The organism is uncultured Acinetobacter sp., assembly GCF_947624825.1.
Taxonomy (GTDB): domain Bacteria; phylum Pseudomonadota; class Gammaproteobacteria; order Pseudomonadales; family Moraxellaceae; genus Acinetobacter.
The window spans coordinates 1-25,814 of sequence record NZ_CANQLZ010000031.1 but is presented as its reverse complement, the minus strand read 5'-3'; the positions used below and the strand labels follow the sequence as shown (position 1 = coordinate 25,814).

Annotated in this window: 26 protein-coding genes and 3 tRNA genes; 14 read left to right on the top strand and 15 right to left on the bottom strand. The window is 41.9% G+C overall.

Features of this window, described 5'->3' with window-relative positions; genetic code table 11:
• The first annotated feature begins 46 nt into the window (after positions 1-46).
• From Q0017_RS08630 to Q0017_RS08620, 3 genes are all read left to right on the top strand, one after another.
• Positions 47-137, top strand: a tRNA-Ser gene (locus Q0017_RS08630).
• 167 nt (positions 138-304) lie between these two features.
• A tRNA-Ser gene (locus Q0017_RS08625) sits at positions 305-395 on the top strand.
• Between the two features lie 152 nt (positions 396-547).
• Positions 548-3,316 carry a pitrilysin family protein gene (locus Q0017_RS08620; RefSeq protein WP_298145418.1) on the top strand — a complete coding sequence of 923 codons (2,769 nt, stop codon included), beginning with the start codon at positions 548-550 and terminating at the stop codon, positions 3,314-3,316.
• 37 nt (positions 3,317-3,353) lie between these two features.
• Here the strand turns inward: Q0017_RS08620 and Q0017_RS08615 are convergent, their stop codons facing one another.
• The gene (locus Q0017_RS08615) at positions 3,354-4,049 is read right to left on the bottom strand and encodes a pirin-like bicupin family protein (protein WP_298145415.1); all 696 of its coding nucleotides are present in this window, start codon (positions 4,047-4,049) and stop codon (positions 3,354-3,356) included.
• Between the two features lie 143 nt (positions 4,050-4,192).
• Positions 4,193-5,446 (bottom strand): L,D-transpeptidase family protein, encoded by a 1,254-nt coding sequence (locus tag Q0017_RS08610; RefSeq protein ID WP_298145412.1) that lies wholly within the window; start codon positions 5,444-5,446, stop codon positions 4,193-4,195.
• Between the two features lie 203 nt (positions 5,447-5,649).
• Between Q0017_RS08610 and hemE the strand changes: the two genes are divergently transcribed.
• The 4 genes from hemE (at position 5,650) to Q0017_RS08590 (ending at position 10,071) form a co-directional block, all read left to right on the top strand.
• Positions 5,650-6,720 carry a uroporphyrinogen decarboxylase gene (gene hemE / locus Q0017_RS08605; RefSeq protein ID WP_298145410.1) on the top strand — a complete coding sequence of 357 codons (1,071 nt, stop codon included), beginning with the start codon at positions 5,650-5,652 and terminating at the stop codon, positions 6,718-6,720.
• Between the two features lie 9 nt (positions 6,721-6,729).
• A complete protein-coding gene (locus Q0017_RS08600) occupies positions 6,730-7,527 on the top strand; it encodes a DUF817 family protein (protein WP_298145407.1) in 798 nt (265 codons plus the stop codon).
• Positions 7,528-7,667: 140 nt separating this feature from the next.
• Complete coding sequence (locus tag Q0017_RS08595; RefSeq protein WP_298145404.1) at positions 7,668-8,132, top strand: DUF3015 family protein; 465 nt, start codon at positions 7,668-7,670, stop codon at positions 8,130-8,132.
• Positions 8,133-8,199: 67 nt separating this feature from the next.
• The gene (locus tag Q0017_RS08590) at positions 8,200-10,071 is read left to right on the top strand and encodes a DUF4105 domain-containing protein (protein WP_298145401.1); all 1,872 of its coding nucleotides are present in this window, start codon (positions 8,200-8,202) and stop codon (positions 10,069-10,071) included.
• Here the strand turns inward: Q0017_RS08590 and Q0017_RS08585 are convergent.
• The 10 genes from Q0017_RS08585 to Q0017_RS08540 form a co-directional block, all read right to left on the bottom strand.
• Positions 10,049-10,597 (bottom strand): DUF4385 domain-containing protein, encoded by a 549-nt coding sequence (locus Q0017_RS08585; protein ID WP_298145398.1) that lies wholly within the window; start codon positions 10,595-10,597, stop codon positions 10,049-10,051. The genes Q0017_RS08590 and Q0017_RS08585 overlap by 23 nt on opposite strands.
• A gap of 48 nt (positions 10,598-10,645) precedes the next feature.
• On the bottom strand, positions 10,646-10,987 hold the full coding sequence (locus tag Q0017_RS08580) for a hypothetical protein (RefSeq protein ID WP_298145395.1): 342 nt from the start codon (positions 10,985-10,987) through the stop codon (positions 10,646-10,648).
• Positions 10,988-11,133: 146 nt separating this feature from the next.
• Positions 11,134-11,493: a cupin domain-containing protein gene (locus Q0017_RS08575; protein ID WP_298145392.1), complete on the bottom strand. Its 360-nt coding sequence runs from the start codon at positions 11,491-11,493 to the stop codon at positions 11,134-11,136.
• Positions 11,494-11,539: 46 nt separating this feature from the next.
• Complete coding sequence (gene folE, locus Q0017_RS08570) at positions 11,540-12,088, bottom strand: GTP cyclohydrolase I FolE (protein WP_297422620.1); 549 nt, start codon at positions 12,086-12,088, stop codon at positions 11,540-11,542.
• Between the two features lie 93 nt (positions 12,089-12,181).
• Positions 12,182-12,859, bottom strand: coding sequence for a Smr/MutS family protein (locus Q0017_RS08565; RefSeq protein WP_298145389.1), 678 nt, complete (start codon positions 12,857-12,859; stop codon positions 12,182-12,184).
• 92 nt (positions 12,860-12,951) lie between these two features.
• Positions 12,952-13,767: an ionic transporter y4hA gene (locus tag Q0017_RS08560; protein ID WP_298145386.1), complete on the bottom strand. Its 816-nt coding sequence runs from the start codon at positions 13,765-13,767 to the stop codon at positions 12,952-12,954.
• Positions 13,679-14,041: a hypothetical protein gene (locus Q0017_RS08555; protein ID WP_298145383.1), complete on the bottom strand. Its 363-nt coding sequence runs from the start codon at positions 14,039-14,041 to the stop codon at positions 13,679-13,681. Before Q0017_RS08555 ends, Q0017_RS08560 begins: the two co-directional genes overlap by 89 nt.
• A 131-nt stretch (positions 14,042-14,172) precedes the next feature.
• Entirely contained in the window at positions 14,173-14,979 is an 807-nt protein-coding gene (gene trpC, locus Q0017_RS08550) for an indole-3-glycerol phosphate synthase TrpC (protein ID WP_298145381.1), read from the bottom strand.
• A gap of 13 nt (positions 14,980-14,992) precedes the next feature.
• Positions 14,993-16,039, bottom strand: coding sequence for an anthranilate phosphoribosyltransferase (gene trpD, locus Q0017_RS08545; protein ID WP_298145379.1), 1,047 nt, complete (start codon positions 16,037-16,039; stop codon positions 14,993-14,995).
• Positions 16,040-16,057: 18 nt separating this feature from the next.
• Positions 16,058-16,642: an aminodeoxychorismate/anthranilate synthase component II gene (locus Q0017_RS08540; RefSeq protein ID WP_298145376.1), complete on the bottom strand. Its 585-nt coding sequence runs from the start codon at positions 16,640-16,642 to the stop codon at positions 16,058-16,060.
• An 831-nt stretch (positions 16,643-17,473) separates the two neighbouring features.
• Between Q0017_RS08540 and glnA the strand changes: the two genes are divergently transcribed.
• From glnA to Q0017_RS08515, 5 genes are all read left to right on the top strand, one after another.
• On the top strand, positions 17,474-18,889 hold the full coding sequence (gene glnA / locus Q0017_RS08535; protein ID WP_298145373.1) for a type I glutamate--ammonia ligase: 1,416 nt from the start codon (positions 17,474-17,476) through the stop codon (positions 18,887-18,889).
• 97 nt (positions 18,890-18,986) lie between these two features.
• Complete coding sequence (locus Q0017_RS08530; RefSeq protein WP_298145370.1) at positions 18,987-19,265, top strand: hypothetical protein; 279 nt, start codon at positions 18,987-18,989, stop codon at positions 19,263-19,265.
• A gap of 3 nt (positions 19,266-19,268) precedes the next feature.
• Positions 19,269-19,742, top strand: coding sequence for a chorismate lyase (locus Q0017_RS08525; protein ID WP_298145369.1), 474 nt, complete (start codon positions 19,269-19,271; stop codon positions 19,740-19,742).
• A gap of 9 nt (positions 19,743-19,751) precedes the next feature.
• Positions 19,752-20,624, top strand: a complete 873-nt coding sequence (ubiA, locus tag Q0017_RS08520) for a 4-hydroxybenzoate octaprenyltransferase (protein WP_298145366.1) — start codon at positions 19,752-19,754, stop codon at positions 20,622-20,624.
• Positions 20,625-20,707: 83 nt separating this feature from the next.
• Entirely contained in the window at positions 20,708-21,931 is a 1,224-nt protein-coding gene (locus Q0017_RS08515; RefSeq protein WP_298145363.1) for an alpha/beta hydrolase, read from the top strand.
• Here Q0017_RS08515 and Q0017_RS08510 read toward each other — a convergent pair.
• Positions 21,928-22,800, bottom strand: a complete 873-nt coding sequence (locus Q0017_RS08510; protein WP_298145358.1) for a LysR substrate-binding domain-containing protein — start codon at positions 22,798-22,800, stop codon at positions 21,928-21,930. The two genes, Q0017_RS08515 and Q0017_RS08510, sit on opposite strands and share 4 nt — an antisense overlap.
• 157 nt (positions 22,801-22,957) lie before the next feature.
• Here Q0017_RS08510 and Q0017_RS08505 point away from each other — a divergent pair, with 157 nt between their 5' ends.
• Entirely contained in the window at positions 22,958-24,697 is a 1,740-nt protein-coding gene (locus Q0017_RS08505) for an FAD-dependent monooxygenase (RefSeq protein WP_298145355.1), read from the top strand.
• Between the two features lie 100 nt (positions 24,698-24,797).
• Complete coding sequence (locus Q0017_RS08500) at positions 24,798-25,016, top strand: hypothetical protein (protein WP_298145353.1); 219 nt, start codon at positions 24,798-24,800, stop codon at positions 25,014-25,016.
• On the opposite strand, the gene Q0017_RS08495 is transcribed toward Q0017_RS08500, so the two are convergent.
• Together Q0017_RS08495 and Q0017_RS08490 are read right to left on the bottom strand one after the other, a co-directional pair.
• Positions 25,006-25,470, bottom strand: a complete 465-nt coding sequence (locus Q0017_RS08495) for a DUF2726 domain-containing protein (protein WP_298145351.1) — start codon at positions 25,468-25,470, stop codon at positions 25,006-25,008. The genes Q0017_RS08500 and Q0017_RS08495 overlap by 11 nt on opposite strands.
• A 50-nt stretch (positions 25,471-25,520) precedes the next feature.
• Positions 25,521-25,596, bottom strand: a tRNA-Asn gene (locus Q0017_RS08490).
• Positions 25,597-25,814 lie beyond the last annotated feature (218 nt).

Below are 25,814 nucleotides of genomic sequence, written 5' to 3'. Positions count from 1 at the left end.
AAAACTATTTGCCAAGTGTTATAAATCTTTATATGATAGCCGCCATGGAAGCGTGGCAGAGCGGTTTAATGCACCGGTCTTGAAAACCGACGAGGGCTTATACCCCTCCGTGAGTTCGAATCTCACCGCTTCCGCCAAATTCAAAAACCCCTGATGAATATCAGGGGTTTTTTTATGCCTCTAATATTTAAAACAGCCCAAAAAATCAAATACTTACTTTTATGTGACTGTTTGCTTTATTTTTCAGCAAAAGCATAAAAAACTATTTGCCAAGTGTTATAAATCTTTATATGATAGCCGCCATGGAAGCGTGGCAGAGCGGTTTAATGCACCGGTCTTGAAAACCGACGAGGGCTTATACCCCTCCGTGAGTTCGAATCTCACCGCTTCCGCCAAATTCAAAAAACCCCTGATGAATATCAGGGGTTTTTTTATGCTTTAATTTTGGCAAGGACATAGACAAGGCTTTGTAATTGTGAATAATTATCATTACTTTTTATTCAATTAAAGTATCACAATTCATGTTTATAATTATTAGGTCTTTATTATGTTAATGCGTGTTCAAAAACTGTCGCTTTGTTTATGGTTGATGGCAGGCAGTATGACGGTTGGGGCAACGCCCATCTTGCTGCATTCGGCGCATAACATCGAAGAATATCAACTTAAAAATGGCATGCGCATTATTCTTGCCAATAATCCCAAAGAAAGCCGTGCTTATATTAATACCATTTATTTAACAGGCTCTTTAAATGACCCACAGGGCAAAGGTGGTCTAGCACATTTGCTAGAACATCTGGCTTTTAATAAAGGCACTCAAGCAATACCTGGTGACGAGTTTCAACGCCGTTTAAGTCAATACACCTTATCCAATAATGCTAGCACCAGTTATTATTCTACCCAATATAGCAATGTGGTACGCGCAGAACAAAAAGCCATTGCCGAAATTTTGCATTTAGAAGCACAGCGTATGCATGCGCTAGATTTAAAAGCTGACTTAATTGCTGGTGAAATTGACATTGTGAAACGTGAGCGCGAAATACGTTTAGATCAACCGATGTCGGTACTGATGGATCAAATGGTTAAAGCTGCGTATGGCAATCAACATTTAGGTCGTTTACCGATTGGTGATCTGCAAGAGCTTGAATCAATCAAACTTCAAGATTTACAAGATTATTATCAAAAATGGTATGCACCCAATAATGCTGTATTGGTGATGACTGGTAAATTTGATAAAGCTTCAGTGTTAAAACAAATTGATCGTGAATTTAGTGCGATTGCGCAGCGTGATTTACCTCAAGCAGCAGCCAAAATTGAATTTGATATTAATCAATTAAAGCAACGCCAATTTCATGTGGCCAAAGGCAGTGATTATCTAAAGCTTAACTTTTATATGCAGCCTAAAAATTCGGCTTTGACCGATGCAATGAGTTTTGCGCCTTATTTATATAGTTTAGAGCCGACAGGTAAGCTGTATGCGCCTTTGGTGGAGTCAGGCGTTGCCACAGGCGTGATGGCGCTGGATGCATCCGATCAAGAGCGCAATATTGCAGTTATGGCAGCAGTGTATTCACCACAACATGATGCTAAAGCCATTGGTGATGCTTTAATTGAACAAGTGGAAACCTCTAAGCCCAACTTTAGCCCTGCCGAAGTTACACGCATTCAAAACATGCAAAAAAATGGCATGGAAAGTGCGCTGAAAAGTTCAGCCAGTATGATGAGCGTTTTAACGCATTATGTGGTCAATCGTGAGGGGCAATGGCAAGCCTATTTTAGCGACCATGAACGTTTACAACGGTTAAGTGCAGCACACATTAATCAAACTTTACAGCAATTTTTAAGTCCGCAATATCGTATTAGCGCCACAGTTGAACCTACCCCTGAACAAGATAAAAAAGCAGCTACTGTCGCTACAGTGGCGCCAAATAAAACCTTGGATCAGCAACCTGTGGCAGCACCTGCTTTTAAAGAGGTAAAGACCTACCAAACTGAAGTTAAAAGCTATGTGAAAAGTGCTAAAAATAAACTGCATCAAGTTGAGCAAAAAATTCAACGTGGCACTTTAGACAATGGGGTGAAATACGCGTTATTTCCAACCACCACCCGAGATGACAAAACCTATGCCAGCATTTCAATTGATTTTGGTAGTGCCGAGAGTTTGTTTAAGCGACGTGAGTTGGTCGGTTTAACGGCATATTTGGTCCTGCGTGGCTCAGCGCAATACGAGCGTCAACAACTGATTGATGAGTCAATTCGGGTCAGTGGTAATGCGCAAGTTTCAAGTGGTACTAACAGCTTTAGTATTCAAGTGTCTGCCAAAAAAGAGCATTTTGCAGAGTACTTTAAATTTATCTTAGATAACTTAAAACAGCCTAAATTTGAAGACAAAGAATTTGAGTTGATTCGTAATCAAACCTTAGCCGCATTAGATCGTCCTTATACCGAACCTGACACAGTGATGGGCTTTAAATTGGCAGAAATTTTAGAGCAGTATCAACCCGGTGATGTGCGTTATCGTTTTGATCCTGAATTAAGTAAAGCCGAGCTAGAACGTGCAAGCAATGCAGATATTCAAGCATTTTACCAAGAGTTTTTTAATTTAAAGCATGCACAAGTGGCAGTCACTGGCGAGTTTGAGGCGCCATTCATGCTTAATCTTTTACAAAAAGAGTTAGGGGATTGGCCCGGAACAACTCAATTTAAGCGCATTTTACCGACCTATAAAGCTTATTCAGCACGACAACATCATGTGTTTGCAGAACCGCGTGAGTTTGGCAGTTATACGGCACTACTGACATTGCCGGTCAGCAGTGAAGACCAAGATGCACCTGCGTTGAGTGTCCTTAATCATATTTTAGGTGGTTCACAGCTGTCGTCGCGTTTGGCCAAAGAGCTACGTGAGAAAAATGGTTTGGTCTATGGTTTTAGTAGTCGTTTAAATACCCATCGTGACGTGAAATCGGGTGCTTTGAGTATTTCAGCCAATTATTCAGCCGGAAAATCTCATCAGGTGTCGCAAGCAGTACAGCAAGTGCTGCAACGCTTGATTGACAAAGGCGTGACCGAGCAAGAGTTAGAAGAAGCCAAAGCTGTGCTTTTAAAGCGCCGTGTGACCAATTTAGAAGATGAACGTAATATTCATCGTATGCTCACTCATCAGCTAGAGTATAACGAGACGATGCAAAGTCGTGCTGCGCGTGATCAAGCATTTGCAAAACTCAGCACCCGAGATTTACATCGAGTCATTAAAACTTATATTAAGCCTGAGCAACTTATTGAAGTTATGGCAGATCAATACGGTCAAAAACCACAATAATCAGCATCTAAAAAAGCCCGCAACTGCGGGCTTTTTTTTAAGCATTGTCGGTTAAATCAAACCAAATCATCTGTGCATCATTGAGTGCTTTAATTTCGGCCACATCACGGAACAATAAAGCATCACCGGCTTTTACCAAATGTTCACCAATTTCAACTGCACCGTTAATCACATGTACATAGTTTAAACCATGTACGCTTTGCACATTTAAGCGATGATCTTGTTGTAAAAAAGCAGATTTTACTTCAGCTTGTTGTCTTAGATGCATCTGGGCATTATCATTTGGACCTGCAATCACATGCCACTGATTGGGTGCTTGTTGTACATCGCAGCTAATTTGCTGATAGGTTGGGGTAGCATCAGGCTCATCACTATGAATCCAAATTTGTAACAAATGCACTTGTTCATCGTATTGATTCATCTCGCTGTGTTGAATACCGCTACCAGCGCTCATCAATTGCCATTCACCCGCTTTAATGTCACCTTTATTGCCCATACTGTCTTGATGTGAGATGGTACCTTTTAACACGCAGGTTAAAATTTCCATATTGTCATGTGGGTGGGTACCAAAACCTTGCTGACCGGCAATATGGTCATCGTTAATCACGCGTAAAGTACTTACTCCCATGTATTTAGGGTTATACCAACTGCCAAAAGAAAAACTGTGTTTACTGTTGAGCCAACCAAGATTGACATGACCACGGTCTTCACTACGATGTAAATAAGCATTCATGTGCGCTGCCTCATATTTTTGTTTCATTGGTAGCCAGTATATAAAGTGTTAAAATAAAGATAAATGTATTGTAAGTGACACTTTGTTCTATAATTGAAACAATGAGGGCATTAAAAAGCCCGCTTTCGCGAGCTTTTTGAGCATTATTCTAAGAATCTAACTGTTACGCCAGATTTTACTTTACTGCCTAAGTTATTAGCATCCCAGTTGGTCAAACGAATACAACCGTGTGAGTATGATTTGGAGATCATAGATGGGCTTGGTGTACCGTGAATACCAAAGGACTTTTTACTTAAACCAATCCAAATGTTACCCACTGGGCCATTTGGACCTGGTGGTAAAGACAATGGTTTTAAGTTGTTGCCTTGAATAAAGTTTGATGGTGAATAGCTGTAATACGGGTTACGTGCCACACCAGTAATTTTATAAGTACCCTTAGGTGATGGGGTACTGGTGCTACCAATACTGGCAGGGAAAGAGCCAATCATTTGATTACGGCTGTTAAATAAATACAGCTGTTTAGCACCTTTGTGCGCCACAATTAAATGAATATCTTCTGGTAGCTTGTTGCTAACATTGGCCACCAAAATTTTGTCACCAACTTTAAAGCTGGTTTTAGGATTAAGCTGTTTTAAAAAGCCCTCATCCATATGAAATTTCTCTGCCAACATTTCGCTCATGCTGGTGTAATGCAGACCTGGCATTTTCGCTTGTAAAGCATAGTCACGCGGAATTGATTTCACCATCGGCACTTTGCTGTCGGCTTGGGTAATGGTGTATTCAACAAAAGCAGGACGCGAACCTTGTTTAGCCACTAAGGCATCCCATGTTTCTTGAGTCAGCTCACCTGTAGGTTTTAACCCATTGATTTGTTGAAAAGTTGAAAGCGCTTTAAGGGTATTTTTACCGCTTGTACCATCAATGGCACCCGGCGATGCATATGAGTTACTGAGCATCACATGTGCACGGGCATAAACTGGAAATTGACCCTTGCCAATATTGTCATACCATGTGGCATTGTTTAAGCCATCAAGCGTCCAAGAGGCTTTGACGACTTGAGCCGGAGGGGTTGGCTCTGTGGCAGTGCTTGTTGTTTCAGATGGTGTGAGCGCTTGTGAAGCTGCAACACCTACATCGGCAGTGGTGTTTTCAGCACGTTGCAAATCATCAAGCGTTTTGGTGGCTTGATTTAAATCTTGTTGTTCTTGAGGACTAATAGCAGCAGATGATGCACTTATGGCAAGCGGATCAATCGGATCAGCGACAGCAGTCACTTGAGGTTGCTCAGCCATTGACACCACTTGCGGCTCTAAGGGTTGTTCAGCAGTTGCTGCGGCAAAGGCCGTACCAGCAAACATACAACTTAAGCTCATTGCGAGCACTGTGCGAACGAACATGTAATTCAACCTTAAAATTATTTATTTACTTTCATAATAACGGTACAAGTATTACAGAAAAGCGCTATTTTTGCAGTAGTTGTTTTGTGTCTGCATAATTTTTTCCACTCGGGCTAATCGCTTTTTTAAAGCATAAGAGGTTATTCAATCTAAAGGGTTTTTGCTATGATGCAGATCAGACTATAAATGAAAATAGGAAAGTAATGACGACCTTAAAGAATGATCGTTTTCTACGTGCCTTATTGCGTGAGCCTGTAGATACCACCCCTGTATGGATGATGCGCCAAGCTGGTCGTTATCTGCCTGAGTATCGTGAAACACGTGCGACAGCTGGCGATTTCCTGTCTCTTTGCAAAAATAATGATTTTGCTTGTGAAGTGACCTTACAGCCTTTGCGTCGTTATGATTTAGATGCAGCGATTTTATTCTCTGATATTTTAACCGTACCCGATGCACTCGGTTTAGGTCTGTATTTTGAAGCAGGTGAAGGACCCAAGTTCCGTAAAACCGTACGTACCGAGCAAGACGTGGCGAACTTACCGAGCTTTAATGCCAAATCTGATTTAGATTATGTGATGAATGCGGTGTCGACCATTCGCTCAGCTTTAGGCGGTCAAGTGCCTTTGATTGGCTTTTCAGGCAGTCCTTGGACTTTAGCGACCTATATGGTTGAAGGTGGTTCAAGTAAAGATTTTCGCTTTACCAAACACATGTTGTATTCACAGCCAGAAGTTTTACATGCACTGCTTGATCGTTTAGCTGTAGCGGTTACCGATTACCTCAATGCTCAAATTGATGCAGGTGCGCAAGCAGTGCAAATTTTTGACAGTTGGGGTGGGGCGTTGGCACATCGTGAATACTTAGAGTTTTCTTTAAACTATATGCAGAAAATTGTCTCAGGCTTACAACGTGAAAAAGATGGGCGTCGTATTCCGGTGATTTTATTCACCAAAGGTGGTGGACAGTGGCTAGAGCCAATGATTGCTACAGGTGCAGACGCTTTTGGTTTAGATTGGACCACCAATTTACAAGTGGCACGTCAAACGGTTGCAGGTCGTGCTGCACTGCAAGGTAATTTAGATCCATCAACTTTGTATGCCAGCCCAAGTGCGATTGCACAAGCCACCAAAGCCATGCTTGATGATGCTTATGCAGGTGGTGAAAAAACAGGTTATATTGCCAACTTAGGGCATGGTATTACCCAATGGGTCAATCCTGAGCATCCTAAAGCGTTTATTGATACTGTGCATGAATACAGTGCTAAATATTTATAAGGTTTGATTGTGCTGAATATTGTGAAATCCAGCATAGAATTTTCATATAAGGCAGCTTCGGCTGCCTTATTTGGTATTTTATTGCTGATTGCCTTTGCGGTGACTGCACCCATGGGAAGCGATCTGTTTTTAGGTTTATTTCGTTATGATTATTTGCTGCTGTATGCCTTTTTGATACAAATTTGCTTGTTGTATTTAAAGCTGGAATCGTGGGCAGAAGCCAAGGTGATTGCGCTATTTCACCTCATGGCGATGGTAATGGAGATATTTTTGACCCATCCTGCGATTGCTTCATGGCATTATCCGCAGCCGGCTATTTTTAAAATCATGACGGTGCCGCTCTTTGCCGGCTTTATGTATTCGGCAGTAGGAAGTTTTTTTGCGCGCTCTTTGCGTTTATATAGTGTAACTTTTAGTGCCTTACCCAAATTTAATCATATGTTGCTGTTGGCAGTACTGTCTTATGTCAATTTTATGAGTAAATTTTTTGTGCCTGATATTCGCTATGCGCTCTTTGCATGGAGCACATGGATGTTTTGGTCGACTAAAATTTGTTTTCGCTTAACCCATCATCAGCTGACAATACCCATGTTACCGATATTGTGGCTGTTGGCTTTTTTAATTTGGATTGCAGAGAACATTAGTACTTTTTATCAAATTTGGTTGTATCCGAGTCAAATTGACGCATGGCATATGGTCGGGTGGGGTAAACTGGGTTCGTGGTATTTATTATTGCTATTGAGTTTGGTGTTGGTGCTTAAAATTTTGGGTCAACGCCGTGACAATGGCGATTGGCATTTACATTAAGCGGGATTGCCCGCTTTTTTATTTTAAAAAATATCAAAAATGTTTTGTGTTTTTAAGATGATCTCGTTATTTTAGATGTGTATGAAATCACTTTATACAACATAATTAAAACAACATCACAATAATTTGGAGATCGTCCTATGTTTAAAAAAATCGCTTTAGGTTGTGTATTGGCACTTGGTTCTGCTGCGGCATTTGCAGACAGCGATGCAGGCTGTGGTATTGGTTCACAAGTGTGGGCAGGGCAATCAGGTAAAGCACCAAAAATCTTGGCAGCGACCACCAATGGTCTTTTCCTCAATCAGTTATTTGGTATTACATTTGGTACATTAGGCTGTAATGGTACAGGGACTGTTACTGCCAAAGTGGTGACCTTTACCAACGAAAATGCTGAAAATTTGGCGCGTGATATGGCAGTAGGTCAAGGTGAAAACTTAAATGTTTTGGCTGAATTGCTAGAGATTAAATCACAAGATAAAGCGCGTTTCTTTGCAGTGTCTAAAGCTAACTTTAAAGATATTTATGCTTCAGGCAACACGCTTGAAGTACTTGCATCATTACAACACGTGATGGCTAAAGATGACGTATTAAAAGCCTACGTTTAAGCCATGCTATCGGCTCTGCCTACGGGCAGGGCTGTTTCAATTCATAATAAAAAGAGCATCCATCGCTGTGCCACGTTTTTCTTGCCTTTTAGCTGTTAGTTTATTCTTTCCTGTGACCACATGGGCGCAAACGGCTTATCTTGAGCGTGCCCAACAACTCAATTTACATCAACATCCAACTTGGCTGCAGTTAACCTATCGGGTAGAGGGTCAAAGTGACGTTGCAGCAAAACATTTCTTTTTAACCCCTCAAGGTCAACATCACTCTCAAGATGAATTAAATGCTCATGTTCAAGCCTTGTTTACAAAAGCCCAAGCGGATGAGTCAGTACGTTGTCGCTTTCCTGCGCGTAGTCAATGGCTTATACGCAGCTTAAACATTGACGTTAAGCAATTGCCCGAGGTCAGCTGTCCAAAATTTGAAAAATGGTGGCAGGAGATTCAACCGCATCGAGCCACTTTGATTTATGCCACAGATTTTATGGGCAATCCAAGCTCAATGTTTGGACATACCTTATTGCGTATTGATCCTGATCAGCAGCACGAGTTAAATCTAACCTCTTATGCAGTTAATTATGCCGCAACCGTCACCTCAGGTCATGATTTGGCATTTGCATGGAAGGGTCTGACAGGTCAGTATCCGGGTGAATATTCCATTTTGCCTTATTATCGTAAGGTAAAAGAATATGGCGATTTTGAAAGTCGCGATTTATGGGAATACGAGTTAGATTTGCGCCCTGAAGAAGTGCAATTTATCGTGCAACATCTGTGGGAAATGCAACAGGTAAGTTTTCCTTATTATTTTATCTCAGACAATTGTGCTTATCGTCTATTGGGTTTAATTGATTTAGTACGCCCTGAATTAAAATTACAAAACGCTTTTAAACACGTCGCCATGCCGATTGAAACCTTAAAAGAAATTCAGGCAAAAGGTTTAGTTAAAGACACCCATTACCGTCCGGCTTTAGAAACTCAGCTGAATAGTCAAGCCAAGCAACATGGGCAAGCTCTAGCTGTAACGGCACAGACTTTAATTGGGCAACCTAAAGAAAAATTTGAACAAATTTTACAGCCTTTACCAGCAGATGAGCAAGCTAAAGTGCTTGAGATGGCCTATGACGCCTTGTATTTACAACTCACGGGTCGTCAAGTACAAGCTGAACAAGCGCAACCTAAATTACGCCATCTTTTAGTACTCAGAAGCCAACTTGATCTTGTGCAACAGCGTAGTGAGCCAACCCCACCTAAAACTGACCCAAGTCAAAGTCATGCCGCCAAAAACCTAAAGCTCACGTGGGCTCAGGTGCAAGGTGATGAGGTGGTGGAAATTTCACATCGTCAGGCTTATCACGATTTAATTGACCCACAGGCCGGATTTCGCTTGGGTACGCAATTGCAAGTATTAGATGGCACGTTGCAGTATCGTGGTGATCGGCTCAAGCTCAGTGAGCTCAATATATTAAGCGTCAATACTTACGCTCCGATCACCGCCTTTAAAAGTGACATTAGTTGGGGCTTTAATTTGCAATGGCAGCAAGAAGCACTTGATGCCAAAGGGCATTTTAGTGAACAGCAACAACATGGGGTCATCAACCTTAAAACCCAGCTAGGTTACAGTGCTTTATTGGGTCAACAACAGCATTTATGCTATGGACAGTTACAAAATCAATTTCAAGCCGGTAAAGCTTTAGATTTAGGTTGGCGTACCGGTATTGGTCCAACTATGGGCTGTCAAAGCCGATGGTCGGATCAGATCAATAGTGTGGTACAAATGGAATTGCCTTTTTGGGACGATGTAGATCAGTGGCAGTTGAAAACCAAAGGCGAGTTACAATACAGTTGGCAGCAGCATCAAGCCATTCGTGTGGGTTATGAACATCAAATCCAAGACAATCAAGATTGGGACAAACTCAGTTTTAGTTTTGTGCAGTATTTTTAAGTCCATCTAAGAACTGCTGTTTTTGGCTGAGGTAGTCGGGATGTTGTTTAGCTTGATCCCATTTTTGTTTAAAAATAGCAGCAGCTTGGGCTTTAATTGGATCTTCTGGACTGCGTGGTAATTCTTCACGCCCATGTGCGCCACTTAAGCCTTTTTTGTCCTCAGGTACTGGACCTTTGTATTTTTTACCGCCTTGATGATTGGCATAACGCCGTGCACGGGTATATCCCATTTGCAAAAATTTGCGCGCCATGTCTGCGCCGACAAAGTCGTGTTGCGCAAAATAATCTAAAAAAAGTTGATAAATTTTTTCACTGCTTTGTGTGGCTTTTTCTACATCGGCAAAGCGCCAATGTGGCAAAATCTCCGATTTATAGGGTTCGACTAATAACACGCCTTGTTCACCGCGTCCAATACGATACAACTCAGGTCGTAGGCGAAAATTAATTTTTTTAAAATCTAAACTATAGTCAAAGCTATTGGATTGCACACGAGCGGCACGACGTGGAATAGGCAGATTGGACATCGACAGTTCCTTATGCAATAAAGCCCCAACTATGGGGCCTTATGTGGGTTATTTGGTTTTTTTAGTGGTGGTTTTTTTCTCTTTTGTGGTAGCGCTTTTATTGCTAGTTTTGGCTTTAGTGGGCTTTTTGGCCGTGGTGGCTTTTTTGGTAACTTTGCCTTCGCTATCTGCCTTTTTGCTCTTGGCAGTTTTTTTAACCTCTGTTTTAGCTTTGCTGTCGGCATCTTTTGCTTTAGCGGCTTTTTTCACAGGTTTTTTTGCAGTTTTGGCTTTGGCTGTGCTCTCATCTGCTTTTTTGGGTGTATTGGTTTTTTTAACTTTGTCCTCGGTGGCTGTTTTGGATTTTGCGGTTGAGGCTTTTTTTTCAGTTTTTTTTGCGCTATCTGCCATGAGCTTTGATCCTTTGAGATAAAATTTCATCTTTACTGTAGGACGAAACTCGAGCAAAGAGCACAGCAGTTGTGTAGCGATGTGTAGATTGCGTGTGAACTTATTTTAAAAAGTGCTAAAAAAACCTGCGCGGTGGCAGGTTTAATTTAAGCATCGACAACCACAAAATATTTTTTAACAGCTGCAATAACTTCAAAGGTTCCGACAAAACCCGGTGGAATCACGCCTGCATCGCCGGCTTTAACTTCTATAAAGCTTTGAGTGTTGGCATCATGGATCCGGACTATACCTTCAAGAACATGAAAAAATTCTTGTTTATTGGCTGCAAAAACAATGTTCCAAGTACCAACTTCACATTGCCAAATGCCGGCATTCATATTGGTATGTTCATATAAACTTTGGGTGAGGCGCTTAGGGTTACCGTGAACCAAACGATCAGGACGTGGATAGTCAAGTGTTGTGTCACTTGTTGCAGGTCCTTGGCCGGCAATATACAGTTGAGTCATGCTGTGATCCTATAAAAAAGCCTCAAACAAGTTGAGGCTGATTTTCTTAATAGCTTTCTGGCACCGCAGATAAAAACTCACGACGCTCATCTTTATTGGTTTTAAAATCACCGGTAAAAGACACAGTGCGTGTAGTAGATTCTTGTTTACCTACACCACGCATCATCATACACATATGTGCTGAATCAATGACGACAGCCACACCACGAGCACCGGTCACTTCAGCCACGGCTTCGGCAATTTGCTGCGTGAGGTTTTCTTGGATTTGTAAACGACGCGCAAACATTTCGGTAATACGGGCAAATTTAGATAAACCTAAAACATGACCTTCTGGTAAATAAGCAATATGCACGCGACCATAAAATGGCAATAAATGGTGTTCACACAAAGAATAAAATTCAATGTTTTTCACTAACACCATTTCGCGGTTATCAGAAGGGAAGACCGCATTGTTGGTCACTTCTTCTAATGTTTTGCTATAACCAGACGTTAAATACGAAAAAGCTTTAGCAGCACGCACAGGTGTATCTTTAAGACCTGGGCGATCTAAATCTTCACCAACGGCAGTTAGGATGTTTGCGTAGGATTGCTGCATAGACATAAGACGTGTTCACTTACACTGATATTGAACAAGGCCGGCATTGTAACAGAAATCTGGGAAAATGCCTGCCTTTAAAAAAGAATACGATTACTGATTAAACTTTGGGTTTTTTTCTGAGCGTTTTAATAACACTAAAACTGCCCCAGTCCCGCCTTGTTTTTCAGGTGCACTCACAAATGCCAACACATCACGATGTTGACGTAACCAACCATTGACATAGGTTTTTAAAATGGCATCTGGACCTTTGCCATGCACAATTTTAATCACATTTTGATTTTCATCTTTGGCAATTTGAATAATTTGTAACACAGCAACACGAGCTTGTTCTACGGTACAGCCATGTAAATCGACGGCTTCAAACCAACGTAAATTGCCGGCTTTTAAATCTTCAAATACTTTATGCTGCAAAGTGGCAATACGATAACTTAAATTGGCTTGGCTACCCACAGGATTTAAGGTTGCAACTGTATCTGAGAGCAAAGCATCATCGGTTTGCATGGGTCCCATGGCAGCGGCACGCTTGGCTAGGGTTTGTGCATCGAGCTTTTTTTGAGCAGCCACGCGAACTTGGGCACGATTACTGGCCTCAAGTTTTTCTACACCACGCATTTCTTTGGTAAATAGCGCCATCTCTTCAGCAATTGGGTCAACTTCAATCTGAGGTTCGGGCACTTTAACCGCTGCATGCAGATTGCTAATTTGCTTCTTAAATGCGTTTAGTAAGTTGTACTGATCTTTAGATAACGAAGAATCTCGTTTACTCATAATTTTACAAAGGAGTTGCGTACACAGTGCGCATTATAAGCTGAATAATCGGTGATGTGTACTGCAATCCTCTGTAAGTGTTGGGCAAATTGTTAGGGTACGAAACTTAAAAATAAGTAAATTGCAAATAAACAAATGTGCAATACACCCGGCAACATGGTGGTATTGCCAGTGCGCAGTGAATTAGACACAATAAATAAAGACAGTACTAAAAGCACAGATGATTTTGCATCAAGCCCTAATTCTAAGGGCCACTGCATGATCACGGCCAAAATAGCCACAGTGGGAATGGTTAAACCAATGCTGGCAATGGCAGAGCCAATGGCAAGATTTAAACTCGATTGTAATTTATCGGCTTTGGCTGCACGCATTGCCGCCCCAAACTCAGGCAGCAATACAATTGCGGCAATTAAAATCCCCAAAGTTGCCACAGGTGCACCCACATGCGCTAACAGTGTTTCAAGTGTTGGAGAAATGGCTTTGGCACTTAACACCACGGCAACTAAAGACACCACTAAACTGGCCACGCTGATCCAGGTGGTTTTAAGGCTCGGTGGTGCTAAGGTGGTGACATCTACAGAGGGTTTGTCGTTTAAGATCACCGGTAAAAAATATTCCCGATGACCAATGGTCTGAAATGCTGTAAATGCTGCAAACAAAACCAAAGTAATAAAGGCCATAAACAACAGCTGAGTTGGGTTATAAATGCCACTACTGTTTGCAACATAATTGGGTACGATCAAGGCAATGACGGTAATAATGGTCATGGTACCTAAAGCTGCGGTCACACCTTCAAGATTAAAACCTTGAATTTGGTGTTTACGTCCACCTACAAGCAAACTTAAACCAATAATACCGTTTAAAATAATCATAATGGCCGCAAAGATGGTATCGCGGGCTAAGCCCATAGCTGCATCCCCCCCCCGAGAGCATCATAGATACAATTAAAGCCACTTCAATAATCGTGACCGACAGGGCAAGCACCAAAGTACCAAACGGTTCACCGACCTTATGTGCAATCACTTCAGCATGATGTACGGCACAGATGACACTGGCAATTAAGCCGATGGACAATAAAATGACAATGCCAAACAGTTGCGGCAGGAAAAGATATATCAACAAAATACCAAGGCTTAGCCAAGGCAAAGCAAGTGACCAAAGGCGGTTATGTGGGGTGATCATGATTGTTATGTCTCATTATTTTTTTATGCGTTTTGCTGAGCATACGGCAAGGCGGCAATTATAAAATAGTGAGGAGATGTAATTTATAAAAAAAGGGCGAAACGAATTCACCCTTTTATTGTTGGTAAGTTTTAGATGCTGTGTGGTTGACCAAATAATTCACGAAATGCATGATCAGGGCGTGGTTGTTTCATAAAACTTTCACCCACCAAGAAGCTGTGAATGTCGTTGGCTTGCATCATTGCGACATCGGCGGGGGTGGCAATGCCACTTTCTGTGACCAATAAACGGCTTGGCTCAAGCAAGGCTTTTAAGCGCAGTGAGGTGTTTAGATCGACTTCAAAGGTTTTTAAGTTGCGGTTATTGACACCTAACAAACAACGCTCAGACAGTTTCAATGCACGTTCAAGTTCTGCTTCATCATGTACTTCAACCAACACATCAAGGTTGTGTTCAAAGGCCGTTTTTGACATCTCTTCAAGTTGTTGATCGGATAAACAGGCCACAATCAGTAAAATACAGTCGGCATGTAACGCACGGGCTTCAATCACGCCATAGGGATTGATTAAAAAGTCTTTACGTAAGGCAGGTAAGCTGCAATGGCTACGGGCAATCTGAAGATTTTGGTCATGACCTTGGAAAAAATCGACATCGGTGAGTACCGATAAACACGCAGCCCCTGCAGCTTCATATTGTTCAGCAATTTCAGCGGGATTGAAGTTTTCGCGAATAATGCCTTTAGAAGGCGAGGCTTTTTTGATTTCAGCAATCACACCGGGACGTTTGGCGCTTAACGCATCAGCAAAACCACGTACAGGTGTTGCAGCTTGCGCCAATTGTTCAACATCATACAAACTTTTTTGCTTTAGGCGCAGTTTAAAATCGTCATGTTTACGGTCAATAATTTTACCTAAAATGGTATTGGCAATATCAATCATGGTTTAAATCCTTTTAAACGTCGTATTCTTTTAAAGTTTTGCTAAATTCAACCAAAATGCCCATTTTTTCTAAGGCTTGACCGCCATAAATAATATCGTGGGCAAAGGCCACACCTTCTTTATAGCTGCTACATAAACCTGATACATAAAGACCAGCACCTGCATTTAAAGCCACCATGTTGGCAGCTTTTTCACCAACAGCCGATTTCTTTTTGCCTAAGGCATCTTTAATGAGTTTTAAGCTGTCGGCAGGGCTATCAATACTTAAACCACTTAAAGTTTGTGATTCAATATCTACATCTTCAGGCATGATGGTCCATTCAGTAATTTGACCATCTTTGAGCTCGGCTACATAAGTCTTAGAGGCTAAGCTAATTTCATCCAGACCATCATGTGAGTGCACCACCATGACGTGTTCTGCACCCAAATTCATCAGAACTTCTGCCATCGGGCGGCACAATTCTTGTGAAAATACCCCAATCACAAAGCGTTTCACGCCAGCTGGATTGGTTAAAGGTCCAAGCAAGTTAAAAATGCTACGAAAGCCCAATTCTTTACGCGGACCGGCTGCATATTTCATCGCTTGATGATGATTCGGTGCAAACAAGAAACCCACGCCTAGCTCGCGAATACAACGCTCGGTTTGTTGCATATTCAGATCAAGTTGAATACCAGCCTGTTCAAGTAAATCAGAAGAACCGGATTTGCCCGAAACACCACGTCCGCCATGTTTGGCAATGGTGGCGCCTGCTGCGCTAATCACAAAACTGGCTGCGGTTGAGACATTAAATAAATTTTGCCCATCCCCGCCAGTGCCGACAATATCAACCAGATAATCAAGATCTGAGACATCAATTTTAATGGAAAATTCACGCATGACCCGTGCAGCTGCAGTGATTTCTTCAATGCTTTCGCCTTTTAAGCGCAGACCCATCATAAATGCGCCAATTTGGGCATCGGTGGCTTCACCCGACATAATGCTGCGCATGACAGCTTGCATTTGAGCGTCGGTTAAATGAATGTTTTTAGTAATGTTATTTAAAGCTTGTTGAATATTCATGAATTGGCTCTAGCGTTTTTAAGCATAATTTTCAAGGAAGTTTTTAAAGATCTGATGACCATGTTCACTTAAGATGGATTCTGGATGAAACTGCACGCCTTCAACAGCCAATGTCTTATGTTTTACACCCATAATCTCCTCCATGTCACCATTGGCTTCATTGGTCCAACAGGTTACTTCAAGACACTCAGGCAGCGTCGCTTGATCAATCACCAAGGAGTGATAGCGCGTTGCAGCAAATGGTGAGGGTAAATGGCTAAAAATACCTGTGTCGTTATGGTACATGTCTGATAAACGACCATGCATCACTCTTTTGGCACGTACCACATTGCCGCCAAAGGCTTGACCAATACTTTGATGGCCCAAACACACTCCAAGCACAGGAATTTTACCGGCAAAGTGTTGAATAGCAGCAATGGAGATACCGGCTTCACTTGGTGAGCAAGGTCCCGGTCCAATCACTAAATACTTCGGTTGCCATCGCTCAATATCTTCCAATGTCACGGCATCATTACGGACTACTTTTACTTGCTGATTTAACTCGCCAAAATATTGCACGATGTTATAAGTAAAGGAGTCATAGTTGTCGATCATTAAAAGCATGAGCTTAACCTATTGAAAAATTATGCACTTAACTGTGCGAGGTTATCCTAAGAATACACAACTTAAAATCACACATACTGTGCTGACAAACATGTGTTTAAAAATAAGTCGATGGGCATGATAGCAAAAAAAAATCATTTTCTGCGCAATTATTTCGCTAACATCAAGCGCTTCAATTTAAAAGGCTTTAAAAGGCCAATGCGGCAGCTTGATCGGCTGCAATTTTAGCGCACACAGCTTAATTGAGCCTAAGGGCTTGGCATGATCTGCTGCAATCACAGCTTTGATCTAAAAGCACTAGCCAACTGAACAATGCACTGCTTTCGTGCTCGCTTCAATTGGTAGACAAGCATCTAAAAAAGCTATTAAAAAGCTAAATAGATTGATTTTTTCCTAAATAAAACAACAATAAAAATTGACTGAATGGGAGGTAAATAGCACTTTAGACCAATAAATTGCTGATGTTTTGAGCAATTGGCTGATTTGGTTTTTTAAAAAGCTTTTCAATTTGAATTAGTTGTTCAGCAATGCTGCAAATAGTGCGGATTTTTGTTTAAAAAATGCACATCTTTAGCTGAGTTTTAGCCCCTAATGCACTATTATAGGGCGTGGTTCGGTTGTTTGATAGGAAAAGCACTCAAGCATGTTTGAATATGGTGCATTTCCCTTGCCAAACAGTATAATAGCGACAAAGAAATTGGCTTTAATCGCGTATTCTGACAAAGATTTCAACGTTTTAGCTTAGCTTTTAAAAGTTGGTATGGGAATTGCTTTACAACAGCCAACTACTAACACGCACGGTCGAGTGCAACCAAAAATCATCGGAGCAAAATGAGCATGGCGAACAAGGTCCTTCAACTCATCGAAGAAAGTGGCGCAAAATGGGTCGATTTCCGCTTTACGGATACTAAGGGTAAAGAGCAACATGTCACTTACCCAGCAGACAGTATTGATGAAGATACTTTCGAAGACGGTAAAATGTTTGACGGTTCGTCAATCGCTGGCTGGAAAGGCATCGAAGCATCAGACATGATTTTACGCCCAGATGCAGAAACAGGTTTTCTTGACCCGTTCTTCGCTGAGCCTACAGTTGTTGTGACTTGTGACGTGATTGAACCTTCAACAGGTCAAGGTTATGAACGTGACCCACGCTCGATTGCTCGTCGTGCTGAAGAATACCTAAAATCTACAGGTATCGGTGATACTGCATTCTTTGGTCCAGAACCAGAATTCTTTGTCTTTGACGAAGTAAAATGGGACATCGATATGTCTGGCGCGCGCCATACATTAATCGCTGAAGAAGCTGCTTGGTCTACAGGTAAAGACTACGAAGCAGGTAACTCAGGCCATCGCCCACGCGTAAAAGGCGGTTACTTCCCAGTACCACCTGTTGATTCTTCACAAGATATGCGTGCTGACATGTGTGCTAAGATTGAAGACATCATGGGTCCTGGTCGTGTTGAAGTGCATCACCATGAAGTTGCATCTTGCCAATTAGAAATTGGTGTAAGCTTTAACACCATGGTACGTAAAGCCGACGAAGTTCAACAGTTTAAATATGCTGTTTGGAATGTCGCACACCAATATGCAAAAACTGCAACCTTTATGCCTAAACCAATGGTAGGTGATAATGGTTCTGGTATGCACGTGCATATCTCAATTGCCAAAGACGGCAAAAACTTATTCGCAGGCGATGAGTATGCAGGTCTTTCAGAAATGGCGCTTTACTTCATTGGCGGTATTATCAAGCATGCGCGTTCATTAAACGCAATTACTAACCCGTCGACCAACTCGTACAAGCGTTTAGTTCCGCACTACGAAGCACCGATTATGTTGGCTTACTCAGCGCGTAACCGTTCTGCATCAATTCGTATTCCTTACGTATCTAGCCCGAAAGGCAAGCGTATTGAAGCACGTTTCCCTGATCCAATGATGAACCCGTACTTAGGTTTTGCCGCATTGTTGATGGCGGGCCTTGACGGTATTCAAAACAAGATTCATCCGGGCGAAGCATCTGACAAGAACTTGTACGATCTTCCACCAGAAGAAGAAGCAAAAATCCCAACAGTGGCGCACAGCCTTGATATGGCATTAGAAGCGCTTGAAGCGGATCATGACTACCTACTTAAAGGTGGCGTATTCACTAAAGAAATGCTTGATGCTTACATTGAGCTTAAAACTGAAGAAGTTCGTCGTTTAAATACAACAACTCACCCAGTTGAATTTGATATGTACTACAGCTTGTAATGCTTTTTTAGCGTTAAAAGTAAAAAAAACCCGCGCATGCCGCGGGTTTTTTTATATTATCCAGACTATAACCAATCAATGAGGTGTATTTTAAATTATGGCTAAACCACGTAAAAAACATACCGGCTTCTTTCCTTGGATTGACCCAAGTGATCATGCCAAAGGCTTTAAACTCAATTTCTCTGAAGTGAGTTATTTAGAAGTGGGGCGTACAGCAGAAGGTTATAAAATGGCACAGTTTGTGGCACTTAAAAACCCGGAATTGGCATTAGATTTTGATTATCTAAAAGAATTTTATATCAGTGCAGAAGGGTTAATTTTAGTGAAAACCCCACAAGGCAAATTTAGTGTTATTGCCAAGACTGATCACGCTTAAACTATGAGCATGGCTGAATCTAAAGTGCCTGAGGCACTCAAACCGTGGTTATATGCACAAGGCTCTTTAACCAAGCAATTGACCCAATTGGCAGGGGGACAATTTCAGGTTGAACCACTACGTGAACATTTTCATCGTTTGAGTTTTAATGACGCCAGATGGATGAAGATGCCACATCAACATACCGCTTGGGTGCGTGAAGTGCATTTGTATGGTGCAAGTGAACAACCTTGGGTTAAAGCCAAAAGTATTTTTCCGATTTTAAGTTTACAAAGAAAAGCGCGGATTTTTCAGCATTTAGGCAAAAAGCCGATTGGTTGGTTTTTGTTTCAACGGACAACGCCCAAGTGCCAGCGCCGTGTATTGCACTTGCCAGATGGTTGGACGCGCCAGAGCTGCTATACTTGGCACGATTGTCAATTTATTGTGCAAGAAACCTTTTTAACTGAATTTGAGACCTTCTTGCACACGCGTTAAGGAATACACATGGCAGTAGCAACCACATGGGGCGAGCGTCTTCGTGCTTATTATTATTTGTGCCGCTTTGATAAACCCATTGGCACAGAATTAGTGTTTTGGCCCATGATGTGGGCATTGTGGATTGCCCATTCAGGTACACCAAGCTTACAGGTATTAATCCCGATGATCTTAGGTACGGTGTTTATGCGTGCTGCAGGTTGTGCCATTAATGACTTTGCCGATCGTAAAGTTGATGGAGCAGTGGAGCGCACCAAAACCCGGCCGCTAGCCACAGGCGTGATTCGAGCGCGTGAAGCTATATATGTCTTTATGGGCTTGGTATTGGCCAGTGCAGCCATGTTGCTATTTTTACCGCTTGAAACGTTTTATTGGTCTTTTGGTGCTTTAGGCTTAGCCTTTATTTATCCATTTATGAAACGCTATACTCATTTACCCCAAGTGGTCTTGGGCGCGGCATTTTCATGGGCCATTCCAATGTCCTATACCGCGGTGGGGCAAACGCCAGATTTAACCTGTTGGCTTTTGTATTTTGGGAATTTGGCGTGGACCGTGGCTTATGATACCCAATATGCCATTACCGATCGCGATGATGATTTAAAGATTGGGGTAAAATCGACTGCTATTTTATTTGGATCTTATGACATTAAAATCATTAGCCTGTTACAAGCCTTGGCTGTTGGTTTGTTTGGTTGGGCACTGTATCGTGAGGGTTTACTTTGGCCGTTTGGTTTAATTGCCTTAGTCATTATTACACTTGATTTTATCTATCAATGGTACAAAACCAAAGACAAAAAAACCGGCATGTGCTTTTGGGCATTTCGGCATAATCGTTGGGTGGGTATGATCTTGTTTTTAGGGATTTTCCTCAGTTTATTGTAAGCTTGAATAAGCATCCTAGTCAGATGCTTTTTTTTATGCTTAATTAATTAAGTATAACAACAAGACCAATGAGGAAACACCAAATGTCAACATGGAAGAAATCGCTAGTTGCACTTGCCTGTAGCAGTGTCCTGTTTTTAACTGCTTGTAATGACGATGACAAGAACAACGTCAGTTACAGTACTTATATTAGCCAAAATGCCTACAGCCAAGACACTCTAGACGCTGCAAGCCGTATTGATGTGATGAAGTACAGCATGCCCCATGTACTAGGACAGACCATTACCAGTTCAGCTTTGGTCTTAACGCCAAAAACGCCTAAGCCTAAAGAGGGTTGGCGTGTTGTGGTATGGAACCATGGTACAGTGGGCAGTGGTGACCAGTGTGCGCCAAGTAAAAATAATTTACATCCTGACTTTAAAGCAATTGCAGATGTGCTTTTAGACGCCGGCTATGTAGTTATTGCCCCAGATTATGAGGGTTTGGGTGAAAAAGGCATCCATCCTTATTTACATAGCGAAAGTGCGGCCAACACGGCTATTTATGCCCAAAAAGCTTACCAAGAGCGCTATGCAGCACAAGGGGCATGGATGAGTGTGGGACACTCGCAAGGCGGACATGCCTCTTTAGCAATTGCTGAGTATGCACAAACCGACTCAAATTACCTAGGAGCAGTGGCAGCAGCGCCTGCATCAAGCTTAGGTTTTATTATTAAACACATAGCACCTCAATTATTGAATAAGGTCATGTTAGACGAGAGCTTAGGTGTATACCCAGCAGGGACGGCAGCAATGGGCTATGCAGATTTATTGTCGTTTGCTGCATATGTCACCACAGGTATTCAAGCCTACGATACTCGTTTTGATTATAAAACCGTGTTTGAAAGCCGCTCTCAACCGATTGTGGATGCAGCCTTAGGCAGCACAGGTGATAATGGTTTATGTTTGAATGATTTAAGAACGAGTTTTGCCCAAGATATTTCGCATTATGTGGCAGAAAACCCAGGTAAAAACGTCTTAGATTATCCTGCACTGATTCAAAATTTTGATGAAAATCAAGAAATCGCTGAGTTTTTGGCTACCAATCAACCGGCAACACGTTATATTGCCAAACCGGTGATGATTGTGCAGGGTACATTAGATGCTGCTGTACCTTATGTGGTGACCAAGCAATTGGCCGATCATTTAGCATTACAAGGTACTCAAGTGCAATGGGAGGAAGTTGAGGGGGGAGTTCATTCGAATGTGATTTCATTGAGCAAACAGCAAATTCTTGAGTTTGTACAACAACAGATGCCTGCCCGTTAACAGCCTTCAAGTTCAGCTAAAATAAAATCTACAGCAGGATGGGTCAAGTCCTTACGGTAGTTGGCATACAGTGCTAATTGCGGTAAGGCAAATTGAGTAGCAACTTGCACAATATCAGGATTTAAAAACTTGAGTGCATAATGTGGTAAAAAACTAAAACCAAAACCCATATTAATCAAATTAATGTGCTGCAATACATTGGTCACCCACATTAATTGTTGGCGTGGCATGTGCTCAAAATCAAAATGCTGTTGGATTTTTTCATACAACACAGGAGAGGCATTTTGCTCACAGACAATTAGGGTCTGTTGTTTTAAATCTTGTGCAGATATAGGGTTTAGGCTTGAATATAGCTTTTGGGATGCCACCAAATACATCGGTTCTTCAAGCGCTAAAATATTGCCGTATTGGGGGTCTTGTAATTGGTAGCGGGTAAACGCCAAGTCAAGCGTGGCATTTTTTAAAGCTTGAATTTGTTCTAAACAGGTTAAACTTTGAATATGCAACTGTAGGTTGGGCAAATGTTGTTTAAGCTTATGCAGTAAAGTCGGCAGTAGCTTAATTTCAGCGACATTTAAGAAGCCAATATGAATCTGCTGCTCGCGTTGCTGTGCAACTTGACGCGCGGCTTGTATGGCAAGGTGAGCGTTGTCTAAAGCGGCTTGAGCATAGCTTAAAAAAGCCTGTCCTTCAGGGGTGAGTTGAATTAAGCGTGCTGAGCGGTCAAAGAGTTGCACCCCTACTTCTTGTTCTAAGTCTTTAATTTGCTGACTTAAAGACGGCTGTGTAGTAAACAATTTTTGTGCCGCTTTGGTAAAACTTTGTGCCTCAGCTACAGTCACAAAATAACGTAAATGACGAAGTTCCATGCTGGAGTATCCTTAAAATCAGCCCGATTGAATCTAAAGCAAACTGCTCAGCAAGTATAGAGAAAAAGTAAACAGCTATAGCCAAAACCAATACTCATTGCAGACAATACAGGGCATCTTACAATTGATCTTATGATTTAAATCAAGAGATTGCACAATGACACAGCAATACGATACAGACGTTTTGGTGGTTGGTACCGGACCTGCCGGTGCCACTTTAGGTTTAGCTTTAGCCACTTATGGGGTCAAAGTACAGTTATTTACCCAATTTAATTGGCTCGCCAATAGTCCACGCGCACATATTACCAATCAACGTGCCATGGAGGTGCTACGTGATTTAGGCATAGAAGAGCAGGTCAAGCAAATTGCTACGCCGTGGCATGAAATGGGTGAAAGCCTGATCACCACCAGTCTGGTGGGTGAAGAAATTGCCCGTATGAGTGCATGGGGCACCGGTGATGAACGCTATGGCGATTATCTTAAAGGTAGTCCTTGTCCATTGGTGGATTTAATTCAACCAAAAATGGAAGCTTTATTGGTTAAAAATGCCGGCGAGCGCGGTGCAATTTTTAACTTTAATACCGAATATTTGTCACATCAACAAGATGAACATGGTGTTACAGCACGCTTTTTAAATAAAATTACGCAAACTGAATTTAGCTTACGCGCCAAATACTTGGTAGGTATGGATGGGGCACGTTCTAAAGTCGTTGAGCAGTTAGGTTTGCCTTTAGAGGGAATCATGTCGCGTGCAGGCACGGTTTATGTGGCTTTTAAAGCCGATCTCAGCCGCCATGTGCAACATCGTCCGGCCATTTTACAATGGATTGTCAATCCTGAAGCAGGCTTTGGTGATATTGGTATGGGGTTGTTGCGTGCCATATCGCCATGGAATGAATGGATTATGGGTTGGGGCTTTGATATTAGCCAAGGCGAACCCCAAGTGACTACCGAGCAAGTCCAAGCACGTTTAGATGCTTTTGTGGGCGAGCATGTACCTGATTTACAGATTGAAAAAATTTCTTATTGGTATGTCAATCAAACCTATGCCACGCAATATAGTCAAGGACGTGTGTTCTGTGGTGGCGATGCAGTGCATCGTCATCCACCTTCAAGTGGTTTAGGTTCTAATACCTGTATGCAAGATGCTTTTAACTTAGCTTGGAAATTAGCCTATGCAGTAAAAGGTTGGGCTAAGCCTGAGTTGTTAGATTCTTATAATGATGAGCGTGCACCGGTGGGTAAGCAAATTGTATCCCGTGCTAATCAGTCGCGTTTTGATTATAAGTACTTAAAAGACGTGTTTGGCTTTGACCAAGGTGTAACAACCCAAGCACAGATGCTTGAACGTATTTTTGCTGAAACTGAACAAGCAGCCCAAGTTCGTCAGCAGCTTTATGCCGCTTTAGAAGTTAAGCACCATGAATTTAACGCACAAGGGGTTGAGCTGAATCAACGCTATGAGTCTAATGCAGTGCTGGCAGAAGCAAGCCCTGAAGTATTTACGCGTGATGTAGAGCTGTATTTACAAGCCACCACACGACCAGGTGCTAAAATTCCACATACCTGGTTAGTCGATGCCAAAGGACGTAAACAATCCACCCTTGATATTACCGGTAAAGGTCGTTTTACTTTAATCACGGGCTTGTCGGGTTGGGCATGGCGTGAAGCAGCAGAGCAACTGAGCTTAGACTATTTAGATGTGATTCAGGTGGGTACGCGTGGCTACCGTGACGTATATGCAACATGGCAAGCCAAAGCCGAGATTGAAGACAATGGTGTAATTTTAGTGCGTCCAGATGGTTATATCGCATGGCGTATGCAACAGCCAAACCAAAATACTCAACATTTAAGCGTGTTAAAACAGGTATTGGCCCAACTTAACTTAAATATATAAGCCACAAGCCGAGCAATGTCTCGGCTTTTTTAATGATTGCTTTAGTGGGTGCGCTTGGTAAAATAGTTCGCCTACTTTTTAACGCACTGGAGCATCTTCAATGGCCAATCAAGATAAACGTTTAAGCCCTAAAGTGATTATGATTGCCAGTTTAGGTCTATTGATTCCCATTTTATTGGTGGTGGGTGCTACATTTGCAATTAAAAGTGATGCTAAAAATCAAGCTTTGTATAAACAGCAAGAAGCAGAAATGATGCAACGTATTGCCGAGCGTGAAGCTGCAGAAAAAGCGGCTTCAGAAGCCAATGTTACACCTTAAGATCTTTTTGTAATTGCCGCACTGACGGAATAGAGGTATAGCGTAAAACACGATAGCCTGCATCATGAAACATAGCATCGCGGGCTGCGTCACGTTGTTCTTGCCCAATATGGCTTGGGTCATCTAGTTCAATAATCGCCAACACTTCTAAATGTTTATTGAGCACTACAAAATCAGTCACTTTACGGTTAAATTTGTTACGTACTTGAATATCATTGCTGGTAATTAATGCCGTAAAAGCCACTTGTGCCAAAATATAATAATGGGGTTCTGGAAACGCGATTTTGAGTTGAAAAAATAACTTACTTTCAAATTTAGTGATGACTTTTTTAGGATGATAAATTTTAGATTTTTTTTTAAGGGCAGGGCGTTGCCGCATTAGCAGCACAAGAGCAAAGGTTGCGACACAGCCAAGGGTCAGAAAAATGAGTTGCGTTAAGCTTAAACTTTGCATAAGTCACCCATAAGAAAAAACCCACTCAATTGAGTGGGTTTTTAGAATCTTGGCTCTCCCACCTGGGCTCGAACCAGGGACCTGCGGATTAACAGTCCGTCGCTCTACCGACTGAGCTATGGGAGAATCTGAGAGCGATTATAGAGGGTTTTAAATTGTCGTCAAGCAATTTATGTGAAAAACATAACAATTGCTGTTTAAAGCAGCAATCTTATAAAATTCGCATTAAATACAGGCATAAAAAAACCCACTCAAATGAAGTGGGTTTTTTTAGAATCTTGGCTCTTCCACCTGGGCTCGAACCAGGGACCTGCGGATTAACAGTCCGTCGCTCTACCGACTGA

What these genes read in the sequence shown, in the direction of transcription:
- Q0017_RS08620 (WP_298145418.1), top strand. Translation starts at nt 548, where the DNA reads ATGTTAATGCGTGTTCAAAAACTGTCGCTTTGTTTATGGTTGATGGCA.
- Q0017_RS08615 (WP_298145415.1), bottom strand. Translation starts at nt 4,049, where the DNA reads ATGAATGCTTATTTACATCGTAGTGAAGACCGTGGTCATGTCAATCTT.
- Q0017_RS08610 (WP_298145412.1), bottom strand. Translation starts at nt 5,446, where the DNA reads ATGTTCGTTCGCACAGTGCTCGCAATGAGCTTAAGTTGTATGTTTGCT.
- hemE (WP_298145410.1), top strand. Translation starts at nt 5,650, where the DNA reads ATGACGACCTTAAAGAATGATCGTTTTCTACGTGCCTTATTGCGTGAG.
- Q0017_RS08595 (WP_298145404.1), top strand. Translation starts at nt 7,668, where the DNA reads ATGTTTAAAAAAATCGCTTTAGGTTGTGTATTGGCACTTGGTTCTGCT.
- Q0017_RS08585 (WP_298145398.1), bottom strand. Translation starts at nt 10,597, where the DNA reads ATGTCCAATCTGCCTATTCCACGTCGTGCCGCTCGTGTGCAATCCAAT.
- Q0017_RS08580 (WP_298145395.1), bottom strand. Translation starts at nt 10,987, where the DNA reads ATGGCAGATAGCGCAAAAAAAACTGAAAAAAAAGCCTCAACCGCAAAA.
- Q0017_RS08575 (WP_298145392.1), bottom strand. Translation starts at nt 11,493, where the DNA reads ATGACTCAACTGTATATTGCCGGCCAAGGACCTGCAACAAGTGACACA.
- folE (WP_297422620.1), bottom strand. Translation starts at nt 12,088, where the DNA reads ATGCAGCAATCCTACGCAAACATCCTAACTGCCGTTGGTGAAGATTTA.
- Q0017_RS08565 (WP_298145389.1), bottom strand. Translation starts at nt 12,859, where the DNA reads ATGAGTAAACGAGATTCTTCGTTATCTAAAGATCAGTACAACTTACTA.
- Q0017_RS08560 (WP_298145386.1), bottom strand. Translation starts at nt 13,767, where the DNA reads ATGGGCTTAGCCCGCGATACCATCTTTGCGGCCATTATGATTATTTTA.
- Q0017_RS08555 (WP_298145383.1), bottom strand. Translation starts at nt 14,041, where the DNA reads ATGATCACCCCACATAACCGCCTTTGGTCACTTGCTTTGCCTTGGCTA.
- trpC (WP_298145381.1), bottom strand. Translation starts at nt 14,979, where the DNA reads ATGATTGATATTGCCAATACCATTTTAGGTAAAATTATTGACCGTAAA.
- trpD (WP_298145379.1), bottom strand. Translation starts at nt 16,039, where the DNA reads ATGAATATTCAACAAGCTTTAAATAACATTACTAAAAACATTCATTTA.
- Q0017_RS08540 (WP_298145376.1), bottom strand. Translation starts at nt 16,642, where the DNA reads ATGCTTTTAATGATCGACAACTATGACTCCTTTACTTATAACATCGTG.
- glnA (WP_298145373.1), top strand. Translation starts at nt 17,474, where the DNA reads ATGAGCATGGCGAACAAGGTCCTTCAACTCATCGAAGAAAGTGGCGCA.
- Q0017_RS08530 (WP_298145370.1), top strand. Translation starts at nt 18,987, where the DNA reads ATGGCTAAACCACGTAAAAAACATACCGGCTTCTTTCCTTGGATTGAC.
- Q0017_RS08525 (WP_298145369.1), top strand. Translation starts at nt 19,269, where the DNA reads ATGAGCATGGCTGAATCTAAAGTGCCTGAGGCACTCAAACCGTGGTTA.
- ubiA (WP_298145366.1), top strand. Translation starts at nt 19,752, where the DNA reads ATGGCAGTAGCAACCACATGGGGCGAGCGTCTTCGTGCTTATTATTAT.
- Q0017_RS08515 (WP_298145363.1), top strand. Translation starts at nt 20,708, where the DNA reads ATGTCAACATGGAAGAAATCGCTAGTTGCACTTGCCTGTAGCAGTGTC.
- Q0017_RS08510 (WP_298145358.1), bottom strand. Translation starts at nt 22,800, where the DNA reads ATGGAACTTCGTCATTTACGTTATTTTGTGACTGTAGCTGAGGCACAA.
- Q0017_RS08505 (WP_298145355.1), top strand. Translation starts at nt 22,958, where the DNA reads ATGACACAGCAATACGATACAGACGTTTTGGTGGTTGGTACCGGACCT.
- Q0017_RS08500 (WP_298145353.1), top strand. Translation starts at nt 24,798, where the DNA reads ATGGCCAATCAAGATAAACGTTTAAGCCCTAAAGTGATTATGATTGCC.
- Q0017_RS08495 (WP_298145351.1), bottom strand. Translation starts at nt 25,470, where the DNA reads ATGCAAAGTTTAAGCTTAACGCAACTCATTTTTCTGACCCTTGGCTGT.